Annotated in this window: 14 protein-coding genes; 11 read left to right on the forward strand and 3 right to left on the reverse strand. The window is 71.0% G+C overall.

Annotation, left to right across the window (positions count from 1 at the left end; translation table 11 throughout):
- The first annotated feature begins 163 nt into the window (after positions 1-163).
- The 3 genes from ACLQ2R_RS38460 (at position 164) to ACLQ2R_RS38470 (ending at position 8,198) form a co-directional block, all read left to right on the forward strand.
- Complete coding sequence (locus ACLQ2R_RS38460) at positions 164-5,347, forward strand: SDR family NAD(P)-dependent oxidoreductase (RefSeq protein ID WP_425966406.1); 5,184 nt, start codon at positions 164-166, stop codon at positions 5,345-5,347.
- A 112-nt stretch (positions 5,348-5,459) separates the two neighbouring features.
- The gene (locus ACLQ2R_RS38465; protein ID WP_425966358.1) at positions 5,460-7,013 is read left to right on the forward strand and encodes a phenylalanine aminomutase (D-beta-phenylalanine forming); all 1,554 of its coding nucleotides are present in this window, start codon (positions 5,460-5,462) and stop codon (positions 7,011-7,013) included.
- 267 nt (positions 7,014-7,280) lie between these two features.
- Positions 7,281-8,198 (forward strand): helix-turn-helix domain-containing protein, encoded by a 918-nt coding sequence (locus tag ACLQ2R_RS38470; RefSeq protein WP_425966359.1) that lies wholly within the window; start codon positions 7,281-7,283, stop codon positions 8,196-8,198.
- Positions 8,199-8,318: 120 nt separating this feature from the next.
- Here ACLQ2R_RS38470 and ACLQ2R_RS38475 read toward each other — a convergent pair whose 3' ends face one another.
- Together ACLQ2R_RS38475 and ACLQ2R_RS38480 are read right to left on the reverse strand one after the other, a co-directional pair.
- Positions 8,319-8,975 carry a response regulator gene (locus tag ACLQ2R_RS38475; RefSeq protein ID WP_425966360.1) on the reverse strand — a complete coding sequence of 219 codons (657 nt, stop codon included), beginning with the start codon at positions 8,973-8,975 and terminating at the stop codon, positions 8,319-8,321.
- Entirely contained in the window at positions 8,972-10,285 is a 1,314-nt protein-coding gene (locus ACLQ2R_RS38480; RefSeq protein WP_425966361.1) for a sensor histidine kinase, read from the reverse strand. Before ACLQ2R_RS38480 ends, ACLQ2R_RS38475 begins: the two co-directional genes overlap by 4 nt.
- Before the next feature lie 344 nt (positions 10,286-10,629).
- Here ACLQ2R_RS38480 and lon point away from each other — a divergent pair, with 344 nt between their 5' ends.
- The 7 genes from lon (at position 10,630) to ACLQ2R_RS38515 (ending at position 22,277) form a co-directional block, all read left to right on the forward strand.
- Positions 10,630-13,044 carry an endopeptidase La gene (gene lon / locus ACLQ2R_RS38485; RefSeq protein ID WP_425966362.1) on the forward strand — a complete coding sequence of 805 codons (2,415 nt, stop codon included), beginning with the start codon at positions 10,630-10,632 and terminating at the stop codon, positions 13,042-13,044.
- 384 nt (positions 13,045-13,428) lie between these two features.
- Positions 13,429-14,025, forward strand: coding sequence for a hypothetical protein (locus ACLQ2R_RS38490; RefSeq protein ID WP_425966363.1), 597 nt, complete (start codon positions 13,429-13,431; stop codon positions 14,023-14,025).
- 212 nt (positions 14,026-14,237) lie between these two features.
- Positions 14,238-15,776 carry an acyl-CoA synthetase gene (locus tag ACLQ2R_RS38495; protein ID WP_425966364.1) on the forward strand — a complete coding sequence of 513 codons (1,539 nt, stop codon included), beginning with the start codon at positions 14,238-14,240 and terminating at the stop codon, positions 15,774-15,776.
- A gap of 216 nt (positions 15,777-15,992) precedes the next feature.
- Positions 15,993-16,157 carry a hypothetical protein gene (locus tag ACLQ2R_RS38500; protein WP_386237524.1) on the forward strand — a complete coding sequence of 55 codons (165 nt, stop codon included), beginning with the start codon at positions 15,993-15,995 and terminating at the stop codon, positions 16,155-16,157.
- A 715-nt stretch (positions 16,158-16,872) separates the two neighbouring features.
- A complete protein-coding gene (locus tag ACLQ2R_RS38505) occupies positions 16,873-20,028 on the forward strand; it encodes a DEAD/DEAH box helicase (RefSeq protein ID WP_425966365.1) in 3,156 nt (1,051 codons plus the stop codon).
- Between the two features lie 743 nt (positions 20,029-20,771).
- Positions 20,772-21,842 carry a cellulose binding domain-containing protein gene (locus tag ACLQ2R_RS38510; RefSeq protein WP_425966366.1) on the forward strand — a complete coding sequence of 357 codons (1,071 nt, stop codon included), beginning with the start codon at positions 20,772-20,774 and terminating at the stop codon, positions 21,840-21,842.
- Positions 21,843-22,139: 297 nt separating this feature from the next.
- Positions 22,140-22,277: a hypothetical protein gene (locus tag ACLQ2R_RS38515; protein WP_425966367.1), complete on the forward strand. Its 138-nt coding sequence runs from the start codon at positions 22,140-22,142 to the stop codon at positions 22,275-22,277.
- 265 nt (positions 22,278-22,542) lie between these two features.
- On the opposite strand, the gene ACLQ2R_RS38520 is transcribed toward ACLQ2R_RS38515, so the two are convergent.
- Positions 22,543-23,085: a DUF664 domain-containing protein gene (locus ACLQ2R_RS38520; protein WP_425966368.1), complete on the reverse strand. Its 543-nt coding sequence runs from the start codon at positions 23,083-23,085 to the stop codon at positions 22,543-22,545.
- A 305-nt stretch (positions 23,086-23,390) separates the two neighbouring features.
- On the opposite strand from ACLQ2R_RS38520, the gene ACLQ2R_RS38525 reads away from it, so the two are divergent.
- On the forward strand, positions 23,391-24,788 hold the full coding sequence (locus ACLQ2R_RS38525) for a S1C family serine protease (RefSeq protein ID WP_425966369.1): 1,398 nt from the start codon (positions 23,391-23,393) through the stop codon (positions 24,786-24,788).
- Positions 24,789-24,873: the final 85 nt, after the last annotated feature.

Below are 24,873 nucleotides of genomic sequence, written 5' to 3' on the forward strand. Positions count from 1 at the left end.
GGTGTCGTTGGTGGATGTGGGGTTGTCGTTGGGGACGACTCGGTCGGTGTTTGAGCGGCGTGCTGTGGTGGTGGCGGGGGATCGTGTGGGTGGGGTGGCGGGGTTGGTGGAGTTGGCGTCGGGTGGTGGGGGTGTGGGGTCGGTGTGTGAGGGGTTGACGGCGGTGTTGTTTAGTGGTCAGGGGTCGCAGCGGGTGGGGATGGGTCGGGAGTTGTATGGGGCGTTTCCGGTGTTCGCGGCGGCGTTCGATGAGGTGTGTGCGGGGTTTGATCGTGCGGCTGCGTCGTTGAGTGGTGTGCTGGGTGGGGTGCTTGATGGTGCGGGGATGACCTCGGGTGCCGGTGCTGGGGTGAACGCGGGTGCGGGTGCGGGTGCGGGCGTGACCTCGGGTGTGGGTGTGGGTGAGGTGTTGCGGGAGGTGGTGTTCGGTGGTGAAAGTGTGCAGCAGCAGGGGGAGGGTGTGCAGGAGGGTGTGCTGGGGGAGACGGGGTGGGCTCAGCCGGGGTTGTTTGCTTTTGAGGTGGCGTTGTTTCGGTTGTTGGAGGGGTGGGGGTTGCGGCCTGATTTTGTGGGGGGTCATTCGTTGGGTGAGGTGGTGGCGGCGTATGTGGCGGGGGTGTTTTCGTTGGAGGATGCGTGTCGGGTGGTGTGGGGGCGGGCGTGGTTGATGCAGGGGTTGGGTGGGGGTGGGGTGATGGTGGCGGTGGAGGCGTCTGAGGGTGAGGTGGTGTCGTTGCTGGGTGATGGTGTGGGTGTGGGTGTGGGGGTTGCGGCGGTTAATGGTGGGCGGTCGGTGGTGGTGTCGGGTGAGGCGGCGGGGGTGGCTGCGGTGGTGGAGGGCCTGCAGGGCCTGGATGGTGTGGACGGCGTGGACGGGGATGGTGTTGGTGTGCAGGGTGTGGGTGGTGGGCGTCGGAGTCGGGTGTTGCGGGTGTCGCGTGCGTTTCATTCGCCGTTGATGGAGCCGATGTTGGCTGATTTTGGTGTGGTGTTGCAGCAGGTGGGTTTTGGTGAGCCGGTGGTGCCGTTGGTGTCGAATGTGTCGGGTGGGTTGGTGGGTGTGGGTGAGGTGGGTGTGGAGTATTGGGTGCGGCATGTGCGGGAGGGGGTGCGTTTTGCTGATGGGGTGCGGTGTTTGGTGGGTGAGGGGGTGCGGCGGTTTGTTGAGGTGGGGCCGGATGGGGTGTTGTCGGCGATGGTGGGCCAGGTGTTGGAGGAGATCGCCGCGGAAGCAGCCGGCGGGGCAGCGGTAGGGGCCGCCCCGGTAGTGGCCGCTCCGGTAGCGGAGGCGCGGTCGGCAACAGAAGCGAGCCCGGCAACGAGCCCGGCAACGAGCACGGCAACGAGTCCGGCAACGAGTTCGGCAGGAGTGGCGAACCCGGTGGAGGAAGCGAACCGGGTGGCGGAGCCGGTAGCAGGCTCGGGGACGACAGCGAAGCCGGCGACGGCCGGGCCGGCGGAGTGGGCACCGGGCTCGGTGCGATCGACGCGGGCGGAATCGCCGGTGAGTCCGGAAGGGATGCCAGGGACAACAGGATCAGCGACGGGGGGGTCGGTGGTGGTGGCGGTGCAGCGCAGGGATCGGGGTGAGGCGTCGGGGTTGATGGAGGCGCTGGGGCGGTTGTTCGTGGCGGGGGTGGAGATCGATTGGCGGGCGGTCTTCCCGGGGGCTCGGCGGGTGGATCTGCCGACGTATGCCTTTCAGCGGGAGCGGTATTGGGTGGATGCGGTGTCGGGTGTGGGGGATGTGGGGGCGGCGGGGTTGGAGGTGGTGGGGCATCCGTTGCTGGGGGCGGCGGTGTTCTCGCCGGATTCGGATGGGGTGGTGTTCACGGGGAGGTTGTCGGTTCAGGCGCAGCCGTGGCTGGCCGATCATGTGGTGCTGGGGCGGATGCTGTTTCCGGGGACGGGGTTCGTCGAGATGGTCGTTCGGGCGGCTGATGAGGTCGGTTGCGGGGTGCTTGAGGAGTTGACCCTGCACGCGCCGCTGGTCGTTGCCGAGGACGGCGTTCAGGTGCAGGTCATCGTCGGCGGAGCGGATCAGGAGGGGGCGCGAACGGTCAGCGTCTACTCCCGCGACGGGGAGGAGTGGATCCAGCACGCCGAGGGCGTCCTGGCCGACAGGAGTGCGGAGCCCGAGTTCGACCTGGTCGAATGGCCGCCACCGGGAGCCGCCGAGATGGACGTGACCGGGGCCTACGAGCGGATCGCCGACCGTGGTTACGGTTACGGGCCGGCGTTCCAAGGCCTGCGGAAGGCATGGCGGCGCGGTGACGAGATCTTCGCCGAGGTCGCTCTTCCCGAACGGCTACGGGCCGAGGCCAAGCGGTTCGGCATGCACCCGGCCCTGCTCGACGCCACGATGCACGCCGAGGTTCTCCTCGAAGAGGACGGCCGGACGTTGCTGCCCTACTCGTGGAGCGGAGTCACCCTGCACGCCACGGGAGCGACGAGGCTGCGAGTCGGCGTCCGCAGGCACGCCGACACCTCCACGATGCTGATCGCGGACGAGTCCGGCCGACCGGTACTGACCGTCGCGGCCCTGGTGGGGCGTCCGGCAGGCACCCTCACGACGGCCTCGGCCCTGGACCGGGAACTGTTCCGGGTCGCCTGGGAACCGCTGGAGTCGAAGCGGCCCGACGGGGACACCCGGGCGGTGCCGGGTGATGCCCCGGCCAGGACCGTCCTGTTGCCGGTCGTGCCCGACGCGAGCGGTGAGGTGCCCGGCGCGGTTCGGCGGGCGACCACCGAGGTGCTGGCCAGGGTCCAGGCGTGGCTCGCCGATCCGGAGTCCGCGGAGTCCCGGCTGGTCGTGCTGACCCAGGGCGCGGTGGCGCTGGACGGCGAGGACGTCACGGACCTCCCCGGAGCCGCGGTCTGGGGTCTGGTCCGGGCCGCGCAGGCGGAGAACCCCGGCCAGATCGTTCTGCTCGACACCGACGACCGGGACGCCGCGGCCGGGATGCTGGCGGCGATCACCGCGTCCGGCGAGCCGCAGGTCGTTGTCCGGGCCGGTGCCGCCCACGTGGCCAGGCTGAGACCCGCGAGGACGACGGCAAGCCTCGTTCCGCCGCGGGACGGGCACTGGAGGCTTCAGGCCACCGGCGGTGGCGGCGTGGACGACCTGGCCCTGGTGCCCTCCCCGGAATCGGCCGCGCCGCTGGCGGCCGGCGAGGTCCGGGTCGCGATCCGCGCGGCCGGCATGAACTTCCGCGACGTGCTGATCGTCCTGGGCCTGTATCCGGGGGGCGGGAAGATCGGTGGCGAAGGCGCCGGCGTCGTCCTCGAAGTCGGCGCCGACGTGACGGACATGCGGCCGGGCGACCCCGTGATGGGTATCTTCACCAACGCCTACGGACCGGTGGCGGTCGCCGACCACAGGTTGCTGGCCAAGGTTCCGGCGGGCTGGTCGTTCGAGCAGGCCGCGACGGTCCCGCTGGTGTTCCTCACCGCCTGGTACGGCCTGGTCGACCTGGGGCGGCTCCGCGCGGGACAGCGGGTCCTGATCCACGCGGCGGCGGGCGGCGTCGGCATGGCGGCGGTCGCCATCGCCCGGCACCTCGGCGCCGAGGTCTTCGGCACGGCGTCACCGGGCAAGTGGGACACGCTCACCGGCCTCGGTATCGACAGGTCGCACCTCGCCGGCTCCCGTACGCTCGACTTCGAGGCCGAGTTCCGTTCGGCGACCGGCGGGCACGGCATGGACGTCGTGCTGAACTCGCTGGCCCGTGAGTTCCTCGACGCCTCCCTGCGGCTGATGCCGCGCGGCGGCCGGTTCGTGGAGATGGGCATCACCGACGTCCGCGACGCGGGACAGGTCGCCGAGGAACACGAGGGGGTCGCCTACCAGGCGTTCGACCTGCTGGACGCCGGCCCGGACCGCATCAGGGAGATGTTCGCCGAACTGCTGGTCCTGTTCGGCACCGGCGCGCTGAAGCCGTTGCCGCTCAGGACATGGGACGTCCGCAGGGCGCCGGAGGCCTTCCGCCACATGAGTCAGGCGCAGCATGTGGGCAAGATCGCGCTCACCATGCCGCCGCGGCTCGACCCGGACGGCACGGTGCTCATCACCGGGGGCACGGGAGCGCTGGGCCGTCTGACGGCCAGGCATCTGGCCGGTGAGCACGGCGTGCGCAACCTGCTCCTGGTCAGCCGGCGCGGACGCGAGGCCGAAGGCGCCGAGGAGCTGGTGGCGGAGCTGGCCGCGTACGGCGCCACCGCGCGGATCGAGGCGTGTGACATCGCGGATCGTGCCGCCCTGGCCGCGCTGCTGGCCGGTGTGGAACAGCCGCTGACGGCGGTCGTGCACACCGCGGGCGTGCTCGACGACGCGGTGTTCTCCGCCTTGACGCCCGATCGGATCGACGCCGTGCTGCGTCCCAAGGTGGACGCGGCCTGGAACCTTCACGTGCTCACCCGGGACACGGACCTGGCCGCGTTCGTCCTGTTCTCCTCCAGCGCCGGGATCCTGGACGGCGCCGGGCAGGGCAACTACGCGGCCGCCAACACCTTCCTGGACGCGCTGGCCCAGCACCGGCGTGCCCGGGGCCTTCCCGCGCAGTCCCTCGCGTGGGGCCTGTGGGCGGGCGACGGGATGGGCGGCGGGCTCGGCGAGGGCGACCTGCAGCGGATGAGGGCCAAGGGCGCCAAGGCGCTGACCGCCGAACGGGGACTCGCGCTGCTCGACGCCGCCGGGAGCTTCGACGAACCGGTCCTGCTGCCGGTGCCGTTGGAGTTCGGGGCGCGGGACGCGGACGTGCCGCCGATGTTCCGCGGGCTGGTCCGCACGCGTGCCCGCAGGGTCGTCGAGAACGGGCCCGTGGCAGAGCGGTCCCTGACCGAGAGGCTGGCCGCGATGCCCGCGGAGCACCGCGCGCCGTTCGTTCTGGAGCTGGTCAGAACGGAGGCGGCGGCCGTCGTCGGGCACTCCGGCGCGGCCGCCGTCGAGCCGGACCGGGCCTTCAAGGATCTCGGCTTCGACTCGCTCACCACCATCGAGCTGCGCAACCGGCTGAGCGCCGCCACCGGTCTGCGGCTTCCCGCGACGCTGGTCTTCGACCATCCCGACCCGCAGTCGCTCGCCGCGCACCTGCTCGCCGAACTGCTTCCAGGGGTGGGCGCGTCCCCGGTCGTGGACCGCGAGGAGGCCGAGCTCCGCGAGACGATCACCGGAATCCCGATTTCCCGGATGCGTGAGGCGGGCCTGCTCGACGCGCTCCTCGAACTCGCCGGACGCGCCGAGCGGCCGGACGCGACGGAAACAGACAACGTCGACAAAACGGACAACATCAAGAACATGGGCCTGGCCGAGCTGCTCCAGATGGCGCAACGCACAGGACGCGACTGACGGCCGGAGGCCCTTCCTCCCGTCACCGGCGTACCGGTCCGACCGGCATCGGCCGAGCTCCGTCGTCGAACACATCTTCGTAACCGCAACCCAGGAAGTGGGGACCGACATCGTGACATTCACGCTCTCCGTGGACCAGCGCGTCAGGCTCGACGAGTTGGAGTCGGTGGTGAGGAACGCGTCTCCCGTCGCCCTCGACGCCTCCGTGCGCCAGCGGGTCACCACCTCGCGCCGGACGCTCGAGAAGCTCGTCGTCGACGAGCGGGTCATCTACGGCGTCAACACCAGCATGGGCGGTTTCGTCGACTGGCTCGTGCCGGTCACGATGGCGCAGCAGCTTCAGGAGAACCTCATCAACGCGGTGGCCACCAACGTCGGGCCCGTACTCGACGACACCACCGTGCGGGCGATCATGCTGTCCAGGATCGTGTCGCTCGCCCGCGGCAACTCCGCGATCTCGCTGGAGAACCTGGACAAGTACATCGAGATCCTGAACGCGGGCGTCGTGCCGTGCGTGCCGGAGAAGGGGTCGCTGGGCACCAGCGGCGACCTCGGCCCGCTCGCCGCGATCGCACTGGTGTGCATCGGCCAGGGGAAGGCCCGCTTCGGCGGCGAGACGCTGCCGGGCGGTGAGGCGCTGCGGCGTGCCGGTGTCGAGCCGATGACGCTCAGTTTCAAAGAAGGCCTCGCCATGATCAACGGGACGTCCGGCATGGTCGGGCTCGGCGGCATGGTCTTCGAGCGGGCCCGCCGGCTGCTGGACGCGTACATGCTGGTCTCGGCCCTGTCGGTGGAAGGGCTGCGCGGCATGACCAAGCCCTTCGACCCGCGCGTGCACCTGCTGAAGCCGCACCGCGGCCAGCGCGCGGTCGCCGCCAGGCTGTGGGACGCGCTGCACGACTCCCGGCTGGCGGTCAACGAGGGGGACACCGAGACGGTGCTCGCCGGAGAGATGGGGGAGGAGACCAGGCACGGCTCCCAGCCGATCGAGGACGCCTACTCCGTCCGGTGCACGCCCCAGATCCTCGGCCCGGTGCTGGACATCTTCACCTCGGTCGGCGCGACCCTCGAGGACGAGCTGAACTCCTCCAACGACAACCCGCTGATCCTTCCGGACGAGGTCGAGGTGTTCCACAACGGTCACTTCCACGGCCAGTACGTGGCGATGGCGATGGACCAGCTGATCCTGTCACTGGCCACGATCACGAACCTGGCGAACCGCCGGATCGACCGGTTCCTGGACGAGTCAAACAGCAACGGGCTGCCCGCGTTCCTGTGCCGGGAGGACCCGGGACTGCGGCTCGGCCTGATGGGCGGGCAGTTCATGACGGCGTCGGTGACCGCGGAGACCCGTACGCTGACGATCCCCATGTCGGTGCAGTCGCTGAGCACGACCGGCGACTTCCAGGACATCGTCTCGTTCGGTTTCGTCGCGGCCAGGCGCGCCCGCGAGGTGCTCACGAACGCCAGCCTGGTGGTGGCCTTCGAACTGCTCTGCGCCTGCCAGGCGGTGGACATCCGGGGCAGCGAGGGCCTGTCGACCGCCACCCGGCGGCTCTACGACCGCACCCGCCAGATCGTCCCGTATCTCGACCGCGACATCACGATCACCGACTACGTCGAGGCGATCGCCGCCGACCTGCTCGACCCGGTCGCGTCGCCCTGAACCCGGCCGGCCGGGTTCCGGAGCTCGTCCAGCGTTCCCGGGACCCGGCCGCCCGCCGGCACCTCCGTCACCCATCGAGGAGAAGCCGGATCGGCGATGGATCTCGCGCCCTGCCCGGTGCCGGCACCGGGCGTGTGGAAGCCGGCCCGCGGGCGGGGGAGAGGGCCGTCCGGCTCACCACATGACGCTCGGGTGCTCATCACACCATCGAGAACATGACCCCCTGGGCCTTGGTGCCGGACAGGGGGGAGACGGGGGTGGTCAGAAGTGGGGTCGGCGTGCGAACGGAGTTCCCTTCGCCCCAACGAGTTCGGGCTGCTGCTGCGGGCCCTCCGGGAGAATGCCTGCCTCACCCAGGAGGAACTGGCGGAACGGTCGGGCGTGAGCGTCCGGGCGATCTCCAACCTGGAGTGCGGCCGGACGGGAAGGCCGCACCGGAAGTCGGTGAACCTGCTGGCCGAGGCCCTGCGGATGCGGGACGACGCGTCGGAGAGATTCCGGCAGGTGGCCCGGCGCCCGGCGGTCGCCCCACCCGGGCCGGCACACCCGCTCGCGGGCCCGGAACCCCTCCCCTCGCAGACGTGTCACCGGGGCGAACCGTGGCGGGGGGGCAGGAGCGCGCTGATCGAATGGATGCGCCAGATCCTCGTCGAGGAGCCGGTCTGCTGCCGGGAGGAGGACCCCGGCTCGCATGGCTTCAAGGTGGTGCAGCTCATCAGTGACTCCGAGACCGAGAAGGCGGCGGTCGTGGTGCGGGCGTCCGCGTACTTCCACGAATACTTCCCGGACGGCCGGTTCTACGTCGACGTCGGAGGCGGCGCGCGCGGCCCGGCCGCCCTGGTCGACCGCCTGTCGCACCTTCTCGGCGTCGCCCCGGGACCCTGGCGCCCACTCGACCAGCAGGTCCTCGCCCTGCGCGACACGGTACGGTCACGCAGGGTGCTGCTGGTGCTGGACAACGTGGCGGACGCGGAACAGGTGCGCCCCTTGCTGCCGGTCGGCGGCGGGAGCGCGGCGATCGTGATCGCCTCCCGGGGACTCGACCTGTTCGAGGGCGTCTGGACGGTGGACGTCCGCTCCGGCCACCACGGCCTCACCACGTGCGGCTCTCGCGCGGCCGTGGGACCCGGCCGGCCGGAGGCGAACGGAGGACACCGGCTCGCGGAGGGTTCCCGGAGGATGTGAGCACATCGCGACCCGGACCGGCCGGGACGGACGTTCCACCGGGAGACCGGAGGCACGGGGCCCTGCCGGGGCGGCTTCCCGCCGCGTCTGGGTCCGGGCGGCGGTCAGGCCGCGGGGGTTTCACTCCCCCGGTCGGACCAGGCCCGTCTCGTAGGCGTACACGATCGCCTGGGCGCGGTCGCGCAGGTTCAGCTTGGCGAGGATCCGGCCCACGTGGGTCTTGACGGTCTGCTCCGACAGGACGAGGTCTCCCGCGATCTCCTGGTTGGACCTGCCCCGCGCGATGAGCGCGAGCACCTCGGTCTCACGTTCGGTGATGTCGTCCAGCCGGCCGCGCGGCCGGCGCGGGCCGACGCGGGCGAACTCCGCGATCAGCCGCCGTGTCACCGAGGGCGCCAGCAGCGCCTCCCCGGAGGCCACCACGCGGACCGCCTCGGCGAGCTGCTGGGCCGAGGCGTCCTTGAGCAGGAACCCGCTCGCCCCGGCCCGCAGCGCCTCGTAGACGTAGTCGTCGAGGTCGAACGTGGTCAGGATCAGCACCTTCGGCACGGGGCCGGCACCCTCCGTGATCTTCCGCGTCGCCTCCAGGCCGTCCATGACCGGCATCCGCACGTCCATCAGGACGACGTCGGGCCGCAGCTCGGCGGTCCGCGCCACGGCCTCGCTCCCGTCGGCGGCCTCTCCCACGACCTCGATGTCGGGTTGTGTACTCAGGAACACGGTGAAACCCGTCCGTACCATTCCCTGGTCGTCGGCGATGAGCACCCGGATCGTCATGTCTTCTCCATGATCGGCAGTATGGCGGTGACCGCGAACCCGTTGCCGACGGGCCCGATCCACAGGCTCCCGCCGAGCATGGACACGCGCTCGCGCATCCCGATCAGGCCGTGTCCCGTCGGTCCCGGCCGGTCGGAGGAGCGGTGCCCGGCGCTGTTCGCCACCTGGACGCGCAGCTCGGCACCGGACCGGACGATCTTGATCGAGACGGTGGACCCCGGGGCGTGCCGCATGGCGTTGCTGAGCGACTCCTGGGCGATGCGGTAGGCCGACAGGCTCACCGCCGTGGGCAGCCCGGTCAGGTCGCCCCCGAGGCCGAGGGTCACGGTCAGCCCGGCGGAGCGCGCGGTGCCGACCAGCTCCTCCAGGCGGCCGAGTCCCGGCTGCGGCGCGGTGTCTCCGTCGCCGTCGCCGTCCCTGAGCACGCCCAGCACGCGGCGCATCTCGGTCATGGCCGTGAGCGAGAGCGCGCGGATCTGCCCGAGCCCCTCCTCCAGGCGCGCGGCGTCCCCGGCCGCCTGCAGCGGGACGGCCTCGGCCTGGATGGCGATCACCGACATGTGGTGGGCCACGACGTCGTGCAGCTCCCTGGCGATCCTGGCCCGCTCCTCCAGGGCGGCCTGGGCCGCGAGGGCCCGCTCGCTGCGCCGTTCCTCCTGGGCCAGGAGCCCGGCGGCCAGCCGCCGGGCGCGCACGTTGTGGCCGAACAGGACGCTCGCCGTGACCAGTCCGGTGACGACGGCCATCGAGTCGGGGTGGATGATCCAGGCGCCGAGGGCCGTGACGACCCACGCGCCCACGGTGACGTGCCGTTCGGAGCGGACCGCGACCGTGTAGACCACGAGCGCGTACATGATCGAGGCGGCCGCGGTGTAGGGAACGCCGCCGATGAACTGCCGTGAGACGACCATCCCCAGGGGGACGAGCAGGAAGGCCGACCGCCAGGCGGCCAGCGGCCACCGGTCGCGCAGCGCGAGCGGCAGGGAGAAGGCCAGGGCGGCGAAAACGAGCGCCTCCCGGTCGAGGGGGGAGTGGGCCGCGACCGCCTGGGTCCGCAGGTAGGACAGGCCGGAGGTGAACAGGACGAAGGTCAGCACCAGGTCGCCCAGCAGCACCAGGTCGATCGTCCGGAACGGCAGCAGCCCCAGGGCGTGCGGCACGCGGGGGGCGAGGCGGCGTGACCGGGGCCTGGCGGGGTCGGGCACCCCGGTCACCAGCGCCTCGGTGAGCGGGAGGGTGAGCCGTACGAGGGTCTTCCACACCCGCCGCGCGCGCAGTGCGAGGAACTGTCGCGCGGGGCCGGAGGTCACCGGAACAGCCTAGACAGCGTTGATCCACCCCGCGTCCCACCGTGGGGTGACACCTCGGGGTCCCTCCAGGGGACCACCTCGGTCCGGAGGGCCGTCCGGTTCGGTCGGGAAGGCCGTCCGGACGCTCCCGCGGGCGCCGCGAGGCGCCGTCAAGGGGGGCGTGAGGGTGGTGTGAGGTGCCGGTGAGCGACAGGGGAGACCGGTGCGTCACGGGAGGGACCCGTAAGGATGACCGACGGGGCCGATTACATGATTACGATCGCCCACAGTGAACACGCTCAGCCTCGGGAACATTCTGAGGCTCCCATTAATTGAGTGTCTATAACTCAACCCTTGGAGTTCACATGAGTGAGAGCTTGATCCTTCCGGTCCTGCCGCTCGACGACGAGGTCGTGCTGCCGGGCATGGTGGTCCCGCTTGACCTGTCCGAGCCCGAGGTCCGGGCCGCGATCGACGCGGCGCAGGCTCTCACCGAGAACAAGCCCGAGGTGCTGCTCGTTCCCCGGATCGACGGCCGGTACGGGCCGGTGGGCGTGCGGGCGATCGTCGAGCAGGTGGGCAGGCTTCCCGGCGGCGAGCCCGCCGCTGTGGTCCGGGGTGCCGACCGGGTCCGGGTGGGCACCGGCACGACCGGCCCCGGTGCCGCGTTGTGGGTGGAGACCACGGTCATCCCCGTGATCGCGGCCGATGAGCGGGCCCACGAGCTCGCCAAGGAGTACAAGGCGCTGGCCACCACGATCCTGCAGAAGCGGGGCGCCTGGCAGGTCGTCGACGCGGTCAACCAGATGAGCGACCCGTCGGTGCTCGCCGACAACTCCGGCTACGCCCCCTGGCTGACCACCCCGCGCAAGGCCGAGATCCTCCAGACCGCCGACCCGGCCGAGCGCCTTGCGATGCTGGTCGAGTGGTCGCGCGAGCACCTGGCCGAGCTCGACGTGGCCGAGACGATCCGCAAGGACGTCCAGGAGGGCATGGAGAAGCAGCAGCGCGAGTTCCTGCTCCGCCAGCAGCTGTCGGCGGTCCGCAAGGAGCTCGCCGAGCTCAACGGCGACACCTCCGCCTCCGAGGAGGAGGACTACCGCGCCCGTGTCGAGGCCGCCGACCTGCCCGGCAAGGTGCGCGAGGCCGCCCTCAAGGAGGTCGACAAGCTGGAGCGGACCTCCGACCAGTCCCCCGAGACCGGCTGGATCCGCACCTGGCTCGACACCGTCCTCGACATCCCGTGGAACGAGCGGACCGAGGACTCCTACGACATCGCCGCGGCCCGCGCCGTCCTGGACGCCGACCACACCGGCCTCGACGACGTCAAGGACCGCATCATCGAGTACCTGGCCGTCCGCGGGCGCAGGGCCGAGAAGGGTCTGGGCGTGGTCGGCGGGCGCCGCAGCGGCGCCGTGCTCGCGCTGGCCGGTCCTCCCGGGGTCGGCAAGACCTCCCTCGGCGAGTCCGTGGCCCGCGCCATGGGCCGTACGTTCGTCCGCGTCGCCCTCGGCGGCGTCCGCGACGAGGCCGAGATCCGCGGTCACCGGCGCACCTACGTCGGCGCGCAGTCCGGCCGGATCGTCCGGGCCATCCGCGAGGCCGGGTCGATGAACCCGGTCGTGCTGCTCGACGAGATCGACAAGGTCGGCTCCGACTACCGGGGCGACCCGACCGCCGCGCTGCTGGAGGTGCTCGACCCGGCGCAGAACCACACCTTCCGCGACCACTACCTGGAGGTCGAGCTCGACCTGAGCGACGTGCTGTTCCTGGCGACCGCCAACGTGCTGGAGTCCGTCCCCGGCCCGCTGCTGGACCGCATGGAGATCGTCACGCTCGACGGCTACACCGAGGACGAGAAGGTCGCCATCGCCCGCGACCACCTGCTCCCGCGCCAGCTCGACAAGGCCGGCCTCACCGCCGACGACGTCACCGTCGGGGAGGACGCGCTGCGCTCGCTCGCCGGCGAGTACACCCGGGAGGCCGGGGTCCGCTCGCTGGAGCGCTCGATCGCCAGGATCCTGCGCAAGGTGACGGCCAACGTCGCCCTCGGCGAGGGCGAGCTGCCCGTGGAGGTGCACGACCTCGTGCCCTACCTGGGACGCCCGCGCCACGTGCCCGAGTCCTCGCTTCCCGAGTCCAGCCAGCGTACGGCGGTGCCCGGCGTGGCCACCGGCCTGGCGGTCACCGGGGCGGGCGGCGACGTCCTCTACGTGGAGGCGTCACTGGCCGACCCCGAGACCGGCGAGACCGGCCTGACCCTGACCGGCCAGCTCGGCGACGTCATGAAGGAGTCGGCGAGGATCGCCCTGTCCTACCTGCGTTCGCGCGGCGCGGAGCTGGAGCTGCCGGTCGGGTCCCTCAAGGACCGTTCGGTGCACGTCCACTTCCCGGCCGGAGCCGTCCCCAAGGACGGTCCGTCCGCGGGTGTCACGCTGATCACGGCCCTGGCCTCGCTGCTGTCCGGGCGGCAGGTCCGCGCCGACGTGGCCATGACCGGCGAGGTCTCCCTCACCGGCCGGGTGCTGCCGATCGGCGGGGTCAAGCAGAAGCTGCTGGCCGCCCACCGGGCGGGCATCACCACCGTGCTGATCCCGGCGCGCAACGAGCCCGACCTGGACGACGTGCCCCAGGCCGTGCGCGACGAGCTCACCGTGCACACGGTGAGCGACGTGCGCGAGGTCCTGGCCATCGCGCTCACCCCGGCCCGGACGAGCGGTGCGACCGGTACGGCCGATACGACCGGTACGGCCGGGACGTCGGGGCGCACCACCGCCTGACCCGCGGTCACCGTGACGGCCCGCCTCGGGAACGCGTTCGGCGCGATCCCGGGGCGGGCCGTTCGTCGTCGGTCCGCCGTCCGGCCTCCGCTCGGCTTCTTTCCGTCCGTCCGCCGTCCGCCGTCCGCCGTCCGCCTGCTGTCCGGCTTTTGTCCGTCCGGCCTCAGTCGTGGGGCACCGTCTTCCCCGGTCCTGCCGGCGGTCCGGGTTTCACGCCCCCTCCGGCGACTGGCTTTCTTCTGCCGATATTTCCTGATTTATCGTAGGAAGTAGAAAGTGATCAGCGGAGTGACCTCGGGATTCAAGCGAGGTGAAAGTAACGGGCAATCGGGACGTCATACAACAGGGGAGACAAAATCCTCACACCCGAGAGGAACCCCTCACATGCGATTCGTCACCCGAATCATGCTGGGCGCCGGTGCGGCGACCCTGCTCGCGACGGGCGCCCCGGCGATGGCCAACGCCGAGACCGCCGTCCCCGTCCAGACCGTCACCGCGACGACCCCCTACTTCGCCGACACCTGGGGGCCCTACACCTCCGGTGACGAGCGGGCCGAGGCCGAAGGCAAGGTCACGGTGGAGAAGAAGGCCGCGAAGCACTGGTACTGGAAGAAGTACTCCAAGGTCGTCAAGAAGTGCACCTGGCACCACGGCAAGAAGAAGTGCGACTGGGTGAAGAAGTGGTACAAGAAGCACGTGTGGAAGTGGACGCACGAGTACCACTACACCGTCGACAGCACGCTCACCAACCACAAGTGGTGGGGCAAGTCCCGGCACTCCTGCGCGTGGGAGACCTTCAAGGTCGTGGGCTTCGACGGCTCGACCGACTTCACCAGCTTCAAGAACTGCTCGAAGAAGCCCGCCCACTACTCCTTCGACGGTAAGAACGCCGAGCACATCTACGTCAAGGTGAGCCGCGGGCACCACGGCCACCCCAACGGCTACCAGAGCGGCTGGAAGCCCGTCTACCACCACGCCTGATCCTCGGGCGCGCGGAGCCCGGCCCTCACACGGGGGCCGGGTCCACGGCCGCCCGGCCGCTCAGGACGACGAGCAGGGGTCCGGCCTCCACGCGAGGACCGGGTCAAGGCCGTGCCGCTCAGGACGACAGGAGCCCGGCCCCCAGGTGGGGGCCGGGCTCCGTGGCGTGCGGGTCTTCTCACCGAACCCCTAACCGAGTAATGTTCGGTTTCATGCACCCGGGAGCCATCGCAGCAGTATCGCCGGACAAGCCCGCTGTGATCATGGCGGAATCCGGGCAGGTCGTCACCTACCGCGAGCTGGACGAACAGTCCAACCGCCTCGCCCACCTCTTTCGCGCCGCCGGGCTGCGGCCGGGTGACCACATCGCCTTCATGCTGGAGAACCACCCGCTGTTCCTGGTGGTCGCCTGGGCCGCGCACCGCTCCGGCCTCTACTACACCGCCATCAGCTCCAGGCTGAAGACCGAGGAACTCGCCTACATCGTCGACAACTGCGAGGCCCAGGTCTTCATCTCCTCGGCCTCGCTCGCGGACGTGGCCGCCTCCATCACCGACCTCACCCCCAAGGTCCGGCTCAGGCTCATGACGGACGGCACCGCGCCGGGCTTCGAGCCGTACGAGAAGGCGGTCGACGCCCGCCCCTCCACGCCCGTCGAGGACGAGTGCCAGGGCGCGGACATGCTCTACTCCTCCGGGACCACGGGCCGCCCCAAGGGCGTCAAGCCCGCGCTCTCCGCGACCCCGCTGGACACCCCGGGGCCGCTGCTCCAGCTCATCCAGTTCCTGTTCGCGCCCTCGGCCGACAGCGTCTACCTCTCCCCGGCGCCGCTCTACCACGCCGCCCCGCTGCGCTACTCCATGAGCTTCCAGCGGCTGGGCGCCACGATCGTGGTGATGGAGAGGTTCGACCCCGAGCAGGCGCTCGCGCTCATCGAGCGCCACCGCGTCACCCACTCCCAGTGGGTGCCGACCATGTTCATCAAGATGCTCAAACTGCCCGACGAGACCCGCACCCGTTACGACCTGTCGTCGCTGGCGTGCGCGATCCACGCCGCCGCCCCCTGCCCGATCCCGGTCAAGGAGCGGATGATCGACTGGTGGGGGCCGATCGTCCACGAGTACTACGCCGGGACCGAGGGCAACGGCTTCCTGTACGTCGGCTCGAAGGACTGGCTGGAGCACAAGGGCACCGTCGGCCGCCCGCTGCTCGGCGTCATCCACATCTGCGACGAGGAGGGCAACGAGCTGCCGCCGCGCGAGCACGGCACCGTCTACTTCTCCGAGGGGCCCCAGTTCGTCTACCACGGGGACGAGGCCAAGACGATGTCCTCCCGCGACCCGCTGGGCCGGGGCTGGACGACCCTGGGCGACATCGGCTACGTCGACGAGGAGGGGTTCCTCTACCTCACCGACCGCCGCTCGTACATGATCATCTCTGGCGGGGTCAACGTCTACCCGCAGGAGGCCGAGAACGTCCTGTCCGTCCACCCCAAGGTGGCGGACGTGGCCGTCTTCGGCGTACCCGACGAGGAGATGGGCGAGCAGGTCAAGGCCGTCGTCCAGCCCGCCTCGATGGACCTGGCCGGCCCGGAGCTGGAGGCCGAGCTGATCGAGTACTGCCAGGCCCACCTGGCGATCTACAAGTGCCCCCGGTCGGTGGACTTCCGCGACGCGCTGCCCCGGCACCCCACGGGCAAGCTCTACAAGCGCCTGCTGCGCGACGAGTACTGGCCCGCCACGCCGTCCTGACCTCGCCCGTACGGGCGGGAACGTGTCCCGGTACGGGCGGCCGATGCGCGTGCTCTCCGGCGGTCCAGACGTGGTTCCCGAAGAAACGCACACGAAAGTGTCCGGAAATCCGGTTCCGGACACATCCCGCAGGGAAGACGCCGTTCAACCGGATCCGGCCTGAGGCGTTCCGTCGCCGAGGGCCGGCGCGGCCGATCGTCTACGAAGGGATCTCGCATGACGCTGCCCCAGCCACTCATGTGCAGGACGTGCGGAGCGATGGTGGAACACCCCGGACGCCATCGGGAATGGCACGAGGCCCTCGAACGCCTGGTGCCGGGCCTGGGAGCCGAGTTGGAGAGAACCCAGGGGACCGGCACGGACAAGGGCTTCACCTTCTAGCGCCCCAGGTTCCGCGACCCGGACACGGGACGGCCCCTGGGCGAGTAAGTCCTGCAGAGGAGAGCCGGTACGGCTATCCGTACCGGCTGATGAGCCCGCCCCTGAGGCACCCCGGCAGCGGGCCGGGCGTTGCCCACCCGGGCTGCGCCCCAGGACAGACGAATCCGCCCTCGACTCCAGGGCGCAAGCGCGACGAGGGGTGTTGAGGATCGATGTGTGACGAACGACCTCAACGCCCTTCCGGCCGCGCCGTACGTCAGGATCGATGACCGGCTCACCTCCGCGAGCCGCCCTTCCTCTGCTGACCGGACCTCCTTGTCCAGGGTGATCACCAGATCTCCGGTGTGCGGGTTTTTTGGTCGTCGAACCCTGTACCGGAGATCTCTTTGCTCAGCGACCACGACACATCGCTACATACCGGACTTCTAGACAGGTCTAGACCCGCGACGACAGGCGAAGCGCCTCGGGCGGCCTGGCCGCCTCCGAGGCGAAAGCGCCAGTAATGCCACTATTCGCCATTTATCTACTTTATGGCCCAATATCTTATTTATAGTTATTTTCGTATTTTCAACTGTAGATATAGGTCATACCGGAATTGTGATCTCGGGTTTACCGGACATACCTGCGCGGCGCGATTAATCTGGTGATCCCTAGCGCCATGCGCGGTCCGGGGAGCCATCCGCCGAGGCTCCCGAGTCGATCTTCTGGGAGCAGTGTGTCCCCTCTCAACGACCAGCGTGCGCGCGTGGTCGGTTACTGGCGTGCCTGCGAGTTCTTCAGTCCGCAGAGCGTGCCCAAACCCAGTCCGCGTGACGCGCTGACGCCGGTGTTCGACGTGAGCGCCGGTCGCCCCCTCCCCTGGCAGCGAGGGCACGAACTGCGGGCCCGGACCATCCGGCCGGGGTTCACCTGGCGGCACACCCTTTATGGGGGCATCTTCAAGCGCGACCGGGTCCGCGCGTTCCTGGAGCACATGTTCGGAGCCGATCCCGAGGGTTTCGACGCGTCGTCGACCGATTCCAGCGCGCTGTTTTCCCTCACCATCCTCGACGAGGGCCGGGCGCTGTTCGGATCGGAGGTGTTCTCCAGTTGCGCGTGGGCGACGGAGCGCACGCTGCACCGGGGGCCGGCGCGGCACGACTGGCTGGACGGGTTCGAGGAGGCGTGCGACGCGGCGAGCGCGGAGCTGGAGAGTGCCATCCACGCCTACAAGAACGACGCGCGCGCCGCCGAGCTGCTGAAGAGGGGGCATCGCGTCAGCCGTACGCTGGACTACGGCGATCTGGCGGCGCTGCTCGACCTGGTGTCCGAGCGCATCGGCGCTGAGAAAGTCCTCAGTCCCGAGGGACTGATGGTCAAGAGCGTTCAGGTGTCGAAGAAACGGGAGTTCCTCCTCGACGACGGGGCGGACTTCCTCAACAGCTTCATCATCGGCGATCTCCGCCGGGTCTCGGACGCCATACGCGGCGGCCGGTACGGCGCCGCACTGGACGCGTACATGCGCACCGCAGAACCCGAGCGGATCGACGTGCGGAAGCGTCCCCAGGTCGTCTTCGACGGCGTGGCGCCGGACCTCGTGCCGCTCGGCCGGTGGCCGCAGGCCAAGGAGGTGCCGCTCGCCCTGAGCCAGCAGTTCGCGGTGAACAGCGTGATGGCCGGCCTCGCCCGCGGATCGGGAATGTTCGCGGTGAACGGCCCGCCCGGCACGGGGAAGACCACGATGCTCCGCGATCTGATCGCGGCCATCGTCGTCGAGCGCGCGCACAGGCTTTCCCGGCTCGCCGACCCTCGCCAGGCGTTCACCGGCACCCACCAATGGACGACCGGCGACTACAAGCGGGTGGTCCGCGCCTGGAGAGAGGACCTCACCGGTTTCGAGATCGTGGTCGCCTCCGCGAACAACGGCGCCGTGCAGAACGTCACCCTGGAGATTCCCGGCCGGGACGCCTTCCTACCACCCTGGCGCGACGGCACCGACTATTTCGCCGACATCGGCGGCCGGGTACTTGGCCAGCCGGCCTGGGGCCTCGGCGCCGCGCGCCTCGGGCGTAAGAGCTATCGCCAGGACTTCATCGACAAAGCCTGGTTCAGCCTGCCCGCCACCCCGCCCGCCACCGAGCCCACCCCCGAGCAACGCGGGCTCATGGACGTGCTGAAGCACTGGGAACAGGAGGCCCTGAAGAACGACACCGACGGGTGGGCCGAGGCCGTCGCGCGCTTCACCCGGGCCTACGGCAGAGCGCGCGAGCTCCAGGACGAACGTGCGGGGATCCTGCTCGACCAGCGCGCGATCTCCCGGCTGTCGCGCGAGATCGACGAGGCCGGCGGTGAGCTGCCGGGCCTCGAGGAGGATCTCGCGTTCGGCCGGCGGCGGCTCGCCGCCGCCGAGGCCGACTTCATGGCGGCACGACGAGAGATCGATCAGTGGCTGCACAAGCGGCAGAAGCACCAGACGTTCCAGCCGAGCCTGATCACCGCGATCTTCACCCTGGGCAAGGCGACGCGGGTGTGGCATGAGCAGGACCGGATCCTGGCGCAGGGCGTGGACGCGGCGGAGGAGAAGGCCGGTCAGGTGGGCGAGATGGCCATGGCGATCCAGCGGCAGATCGCCGGTGTCTCCGCCCGCCTGGACGCGGTCCACGCCACGCTGGCCCGGCTTCGCGATGACGTCGAGAAAAGGCGCCGCCGGCTCGCACCGCTGCTCGACGCCCTGGGCGGCTTCGTCCCGGGCGACGACTGGTGGGCCGACGACTCCGTGCGAGAGTACAGCGCGCCATGGATAGACCCGCGGTGGAACGCCGTCCGCACGGATCTGTTCGCCGAGGCGCTGCGATTGCACCAGGCGTTCCTGCGCGCCCAGGCCGGGACGATGCGCAGGAACCTGCAAGGCGCGATGGACGTCCTTGCCGGCGCGGTTCCGAAACAGGTCGAACAGAACGCCATCCGGGCCGCGTGGCAGAGTTTCTTCTTCGTCGTCCCGGTGGTCTCGACGACGTTCTCCTCCATCGATCGCATGTTCCCCCAGCTCACCCAGGAGGCCCTGGGATGGCTGTTCATCGACGAGGCGGGTCAGGCGACGCCACAGGCGGCGGCCGGGGCGATCTGGCGTTCCCGCCGGGTCGTCGTGGTGGGCGACCCGCTTCAGCTCGAACCCGTCGTCCCGCTGCCCTTCACCGCGCTGGAGGCGCTGCGCCGGGCCTTCCAGGTGCCGGAGAGCCGCTGGGTACCCGGCCTGACATCGGTGCAGCAACTGGCCGACCACACCAACGTCTACGGGACGTACGTGCCCACCGACGGGGAGCCCAGCTGGGTCGGAGCCCCCCTGCGCGTGCACCGGCGATGCGACCAGCCGATGTTCGGCATCTCCAACAAGATCGCCTACGACGGTCTCATGGTGTACGGGAAGCGGCCCGGCGAGCCGCTGGAATGGCCCACCAGCGCGTGGATCGACGTGAGCGGCGCCGACGCGGAGGGGCACTGGATCCCCCAGGAGGGCAAGGCGCTGGCCTGGGTGTTGAACGGCCTGGTCAACGTCTACGGCGTGGATCCCGGGCAGATCATGGTGATCGCCCCCTTCCGCGAGGTGGTCCAGGGCGCGGTACGGCACGCGGCCCCCCACCGAAATGTCCGGGTCGGGACCGTGCACACCGCTCAGGGCAAGGAGGCCGATGTCGTCATCCTGATCCTCGGCGGCGACCCGGATAGGCCGGGCGCCAAGAACTGGGCGGCGCGACGCCCCAACCTGCTCAATGTGGCGGTCAGCCGTGCCAGGCGGCGGTTGTACGTCATCGGCGACCGCGCCGAATGGAGCCGGCGGCGCCATTTCGACGTTCTCGCCGCGAACCTGGAGACTCGCCCCTACTCACAATGACCGCATGGCCTCCTGTCGCTCAGGCGCCGGCCGCGGCACGGCCGGGCCCTGGGCGCGAGCCGTCTTGATGCGGCGACCTCGTGACTCGTCGTCATGGCGGCCAGGAGTCTCGCCGGGGCGGGGCCGGTCAGGTGCGCGCCGAGCCCGGGGTCGACCACCAGGAGCTCGGGCGTGGCGACGGCGCGCGTGGTCGCGTCGGAGGACCGGGCGGGAACGCGCCGGATGACGTACGCCAGGCCGAGTGGAACTCACAGCCGAGTACGGCGCGCCGACAAGCCGGAGCAGGACCCCGAGGACCTGGGCGTCAACGCCCACGTCACCTCTTCGGGGGATCGGGCGGCGGTCCGCGTTCCCGATGGAAACTTTCATTCCTCCGGTGACGCCGCGACGGCTCCGACCTGTCCCGATGGGAATGGGGTCTCACGGGTGCTGGACCGCGCCGCCCGGCGGACGCAGCATCGTGGTAGGCGGCGACACCGCGCCGTCCCGCTCGGGGGAGTCATGCGACGACCAGCCGCCGGGCCGGTGCGCGCTCGTGGGGGACCGCTTCGGTGCCCGGTGGCCGGTCGGCGTCATCGTCGTCGTGCGCGTCCGACAGCAGCACCTTCCCCCGGCCGGTATGTCACGGCCAGGTCCGCCCGGTCCCGGCCGCCCGACGAGAGAGGCAGACGATGCTCTTATCCCGTCCCCGTGGGGCCGCCTCGCGCGGACTTCTGCTCGGATGCTGCGCGGCCGCCGCCGCGGTGGCAGTGCTCGGCGCCGGATCGGCACCCGCCTCGGGCGCGGTCTCGGGCGCGGTCTCCGGCGCGGTCCGGGCGGGTGTGACCGTCGCCGACACCACACCGCCCAGCACGCCCGAGGCTCTCACCCCACGGAACGTCTATCTGAACGGTGTGGCGGGCCTGTCCTGGACGGCGTCGACCGATGACGTCGCGGTCGTCGGGTACGAGGTGTACGCCTGGTCGTACGGCAATCCGACGGTCGCCTCCTTCGGTCGCGTTCCCGCGCGCATCACACCCTCGGCGACCGAGGTCACCGCCGAGGTGTCCGGCCTCACGCCCGGCCGTGACTACCTGTTCTACGTCCGCGCCGTGGACGCCACCGGCAACAGGAGCGTGCCCAGCCTCCTGGCCCGGAACAGGGCCATGGCCGAGCCGCCGATCCCGGGCCCGTCCCCGGGGCCGGCGGCCCCGGCGAGCCCCTACGACCTGCGCCTCCACAACGGGCCCGCCCCGGAGTACGTGGGGCTGTCCTGGACGACCGCGGGGGGCACGACCCAGGACCTCATCGACGTCTTCCGCCGCTCCTCCTCCGAGTGGAGCTACGCGGGATACAGCCGGCTTCCGCGCACCATGGTGCAGATCGGTGACGAGGCCTCCTACACCTTCCAGGTGGTGGGGGTCGGCGAGACCGGTGTCCTGAGCCGGCCGTCCAACGCCGCCACCTACCGGCGCCCCTCGCCGACCGCGACGCCGACGGTGACGCCGGTGCCCACGACCTGCGCGGTCACCTACGCGGCGAAGAGCCGGCGGACCGGCTTCACCGCGAACGTCACCGTGAAGAACACCGGCACGACCCCGATCGACGGGTGGCGTCTGGAGTTCGGCCTCCCCCTCACCGCCCAGCGTCTCGCCTCGGGCTGGTCCGCCACCTGGATCCAGTCGGGCACGTCCGTCACCGCGACCAACCTGGCCTGGAACAAGACCATCCAGCCCGGCCGGTCCAGGACGATCGGCTTCAACGGCACGCACTCGGGCGACAACCCCTCGCCCCTGGCCTTCACGCTGAACGGCGGCCGCTGCACCCCGGGGTGACCGCCGCACGACCCGGCCCGGCGCCCCGGCGGAGCGGGGACCGTGCCGGCAGCAGCCCGGCCACCGGCGCGATCAGGGCCGGCGGCGGCAGTGGGCCCGGCCCGCGTGGCCGTGGCCCGTCATCGATCGCTCGGCTGGTCCTGGTCGGGCCGCGACCGAGGGGCGCCCGCCGTGTCCCGTACGGGATCCGGGCAGGGGGCGGGATCGCCGTAGAGGATCGACGTCCACGCGTTGGCGAGGGTCGCGACAACGGCGGGCCGGGCGCCGCCGCCGGCTCACCGGCCGGCCGCCCTGGAGGTGACCTTCACCGAGGACGAGCTGGGCGCCCTCGACCGGGCGAGCGCCGTCGGGCCCGGTTTCCCGCAGGACCTCCTGAAGCCTCCGATGACGCGCCACGTGACGTCCGACGGTGCCGAGATCGAGCCCGGGTGGTAGCCCGCCGGGCGTCCGGCCCGGTCCCGCACCGGATGTGGGTCCGTGACGACCTGGGCGGCAGGCTGTACTTCTTCCGCGCCCCGTTCCTGCGGATTCATGGTGGTCGTCCCGCTGCTCTCCGGCGTCGGCGCCCTGGGAAGCGGGCGGGGATGAAGTACGGGGCGTCGAGATCGAGCCGGCTGTCCTTTCGTGCCCGCCGTCTACCGGAGATCTCTTCGCTTGGCGACCGCGATACATCGCTACACACCGAACTTCGAAACAGACCCTAGACCGGCTGGGGCGGGTCCTCGCCCACCAGGCCGTCGATCGCCTCGCGGAACAGGTCCGCGTGACCGACGTGCCGGGCGTACTCGTCGTGGAGGTCGACCAGGACGCGGCGCACGTTGGGTGATCGGCCGTCCTCGGTGACGGTGAACCCGGCGGGCCGGTCGAGGCCGCCGTCGGCCCGCACCCTGGCCACGGCGGCCCGGGTGCGGGCGACGGCCTCGCGCCAGCGGGTGTAGAGCTCGCCGGGCGTGTCGTCGGCGGCGGATTTCCATTCCCAGCCGTGTCCGGCGGTGTCCCAGGGCGGGGTGGGCCGCTCCCCGAACAGGCGCCAGGCCGCCGTCTCCTCCTCGACCCGGGTCAGGTGCTTGATCAACCCGGCCAGGGTCATCGCGCTCGGCGGGTGCGGCCGGTTCAGGGCGCCGGCGTCCAGGCCGCCGGTCTTCCAGGCGAACGTGGCACGGGAACGGTCGAGCGCGAACAGCAGCATCTCGACCTCGCCGGCGGTCAGGGACGGCTCGTTGATGACGGTGTCGTCGGCCATGGTCCGAATGCTAGGGCAGGCTCCGGCGCCCCCGTGCTTGTGCCCGTGCCGCGCGTGCCCGCCCACGCCCGTGCCGACCGGCTCGGCCACCGGTCCCGGGCATGTCCCCCAAGAATTTTCCAGGCGGATTCTCCGCCCTCGGCAGGGGCTCCGAGCACGGCTGATAAAGCCGTTGTCAGGAGAAGGCGATCACTCGGATCATGGGCTTAACCAGGTCTTACACGCTACCGGGCATGCTTTTCATCAACCGGTGGACACCGGTTTCCGCCCCGAGGAACCGGGGGGATGTGGACGTGGGGGAAGACATGGACCCGACAAGGAACGAGCAGCAGACCGCATCGACCGAGGCGACCCCCGGGAACGACGGCTGGACCCAGTTCGGCAAGGTACCGCCGCGTACGGGGACCTACCGCACCGGTTCCGGCGACACCGCGCCGCAGCCGACGCTGATCCACCCGGTGCCGGAGCGCCTCGGTGCCGGGGCGCCCGGGGGAACCGGTGGAAGCGGTGGGAGCGGCGGCGGGTACGGGGCCTGGGGCGCACCCGGCACGCCCGCCGCGGTTCCGGCACCGCGCGGCCGGCTGAGCGCGGGGCAGAAGCTGGGGGCCGGGCTCGCGCTGGCGGCCATGGCCGTCGGGGGTGGGGTCGCAGGGGCCTTCGCCGCCACGGCCCTGAACGAGCCCGTCGTGACGGTCTCGTCCTCGGCGCCGGTCGTCAGCCAGGTCGGCAACGCGACGACCGTCGCCGACATCGCCCAGGCCGTCCAGCCCTCAGTGGTGTCCATCGAGGTCAAGACCGCCGCGGGCGGGGGTGAGGGGTCCGGGGTGGTGCTCTCGTCCGACGGCCTGATCCTGACCAACAACCACGTGGTGGCGGCCGGGGGGCAGAGCGCCGAGGGAAACCAGGTGACGGTCAGGTTCAGTGACGGCAAGAGCGCGACCGCCAAGGTCGTCGGCACCGACCCGGCCACCGACCTCGCGGTCATCAGGGCGGAGGGCGTCTCCGGGCTCACCAAGGCCTCGATCGGCGACAGCGACCGGCTCAAGGTGGGCGACTCCGTCCTCGCCATCGGCAGCCCGCTGGGGCTGTCCGGCTCGGTGACCGCCGGGATCGTCAGCGCGCTGAACCGCACGCTGACCGTCGGCGGGGAGCAGGGACGGCAGCAGCTCCCGCCGGGCTGGGGCGGGCCGGGCCAGGTGCAGGGCGGGGGCGGCGGCAGCACCACCATCGGTGGCGCCATCCAGACCGACGCGGCGATCAACCCCGGCAACTCGGGCGGCGCGCTGGTCAACGCCGCCGGGCAGGTGGTGGGCATCAACACCGCCATCGCCACCAACGGCGGCGAGGGCAGCATCGGTGTCGGCTTCGCCATCCCCATCACCACCGCCAACCAGGTCGCCCAGGAACTGATCGCGGACGGTACGGTCTCCCACGCCTTCCTCGGGGTCAGCGTGACCGACGCCACCGGGGACGCGGGCGGTGCCCTGGTCGGCCAGATCACCCAGGGCAGCCCGGCCGACAAGGCGGGCATCAAGCAGGGCGACCTGATCACCAAGATCGACGACACGGTCGTGGACGAGGCCGCCACCGTGGTCGGCGCGGTCCGCGGTTTCAAGCCGGGACAGCAGGTGACCATCGCCTACGTCCGGGACGGGCAGGCGCAGACGGCCACCGTGACCCTCGCCGAGAAGACCGCCGAGTAAAGGTCCGCGCGTACGGGGCGCCGCCGGGATCGTCACGACCCCGGCGGCGCCTTCCGCGTGGGCCCCTCCGCGCGGACCCTCCCGG

This window comes from Streptosporangium sp. DT93, from assembly GCF_049844535.1.
Taxonomy (GTDB): domain Bacteria; phylum Actinomycetota; class Actinomycetes; order Streptosporangiales; family Streptosporangiaceae; genus Streptosporangium.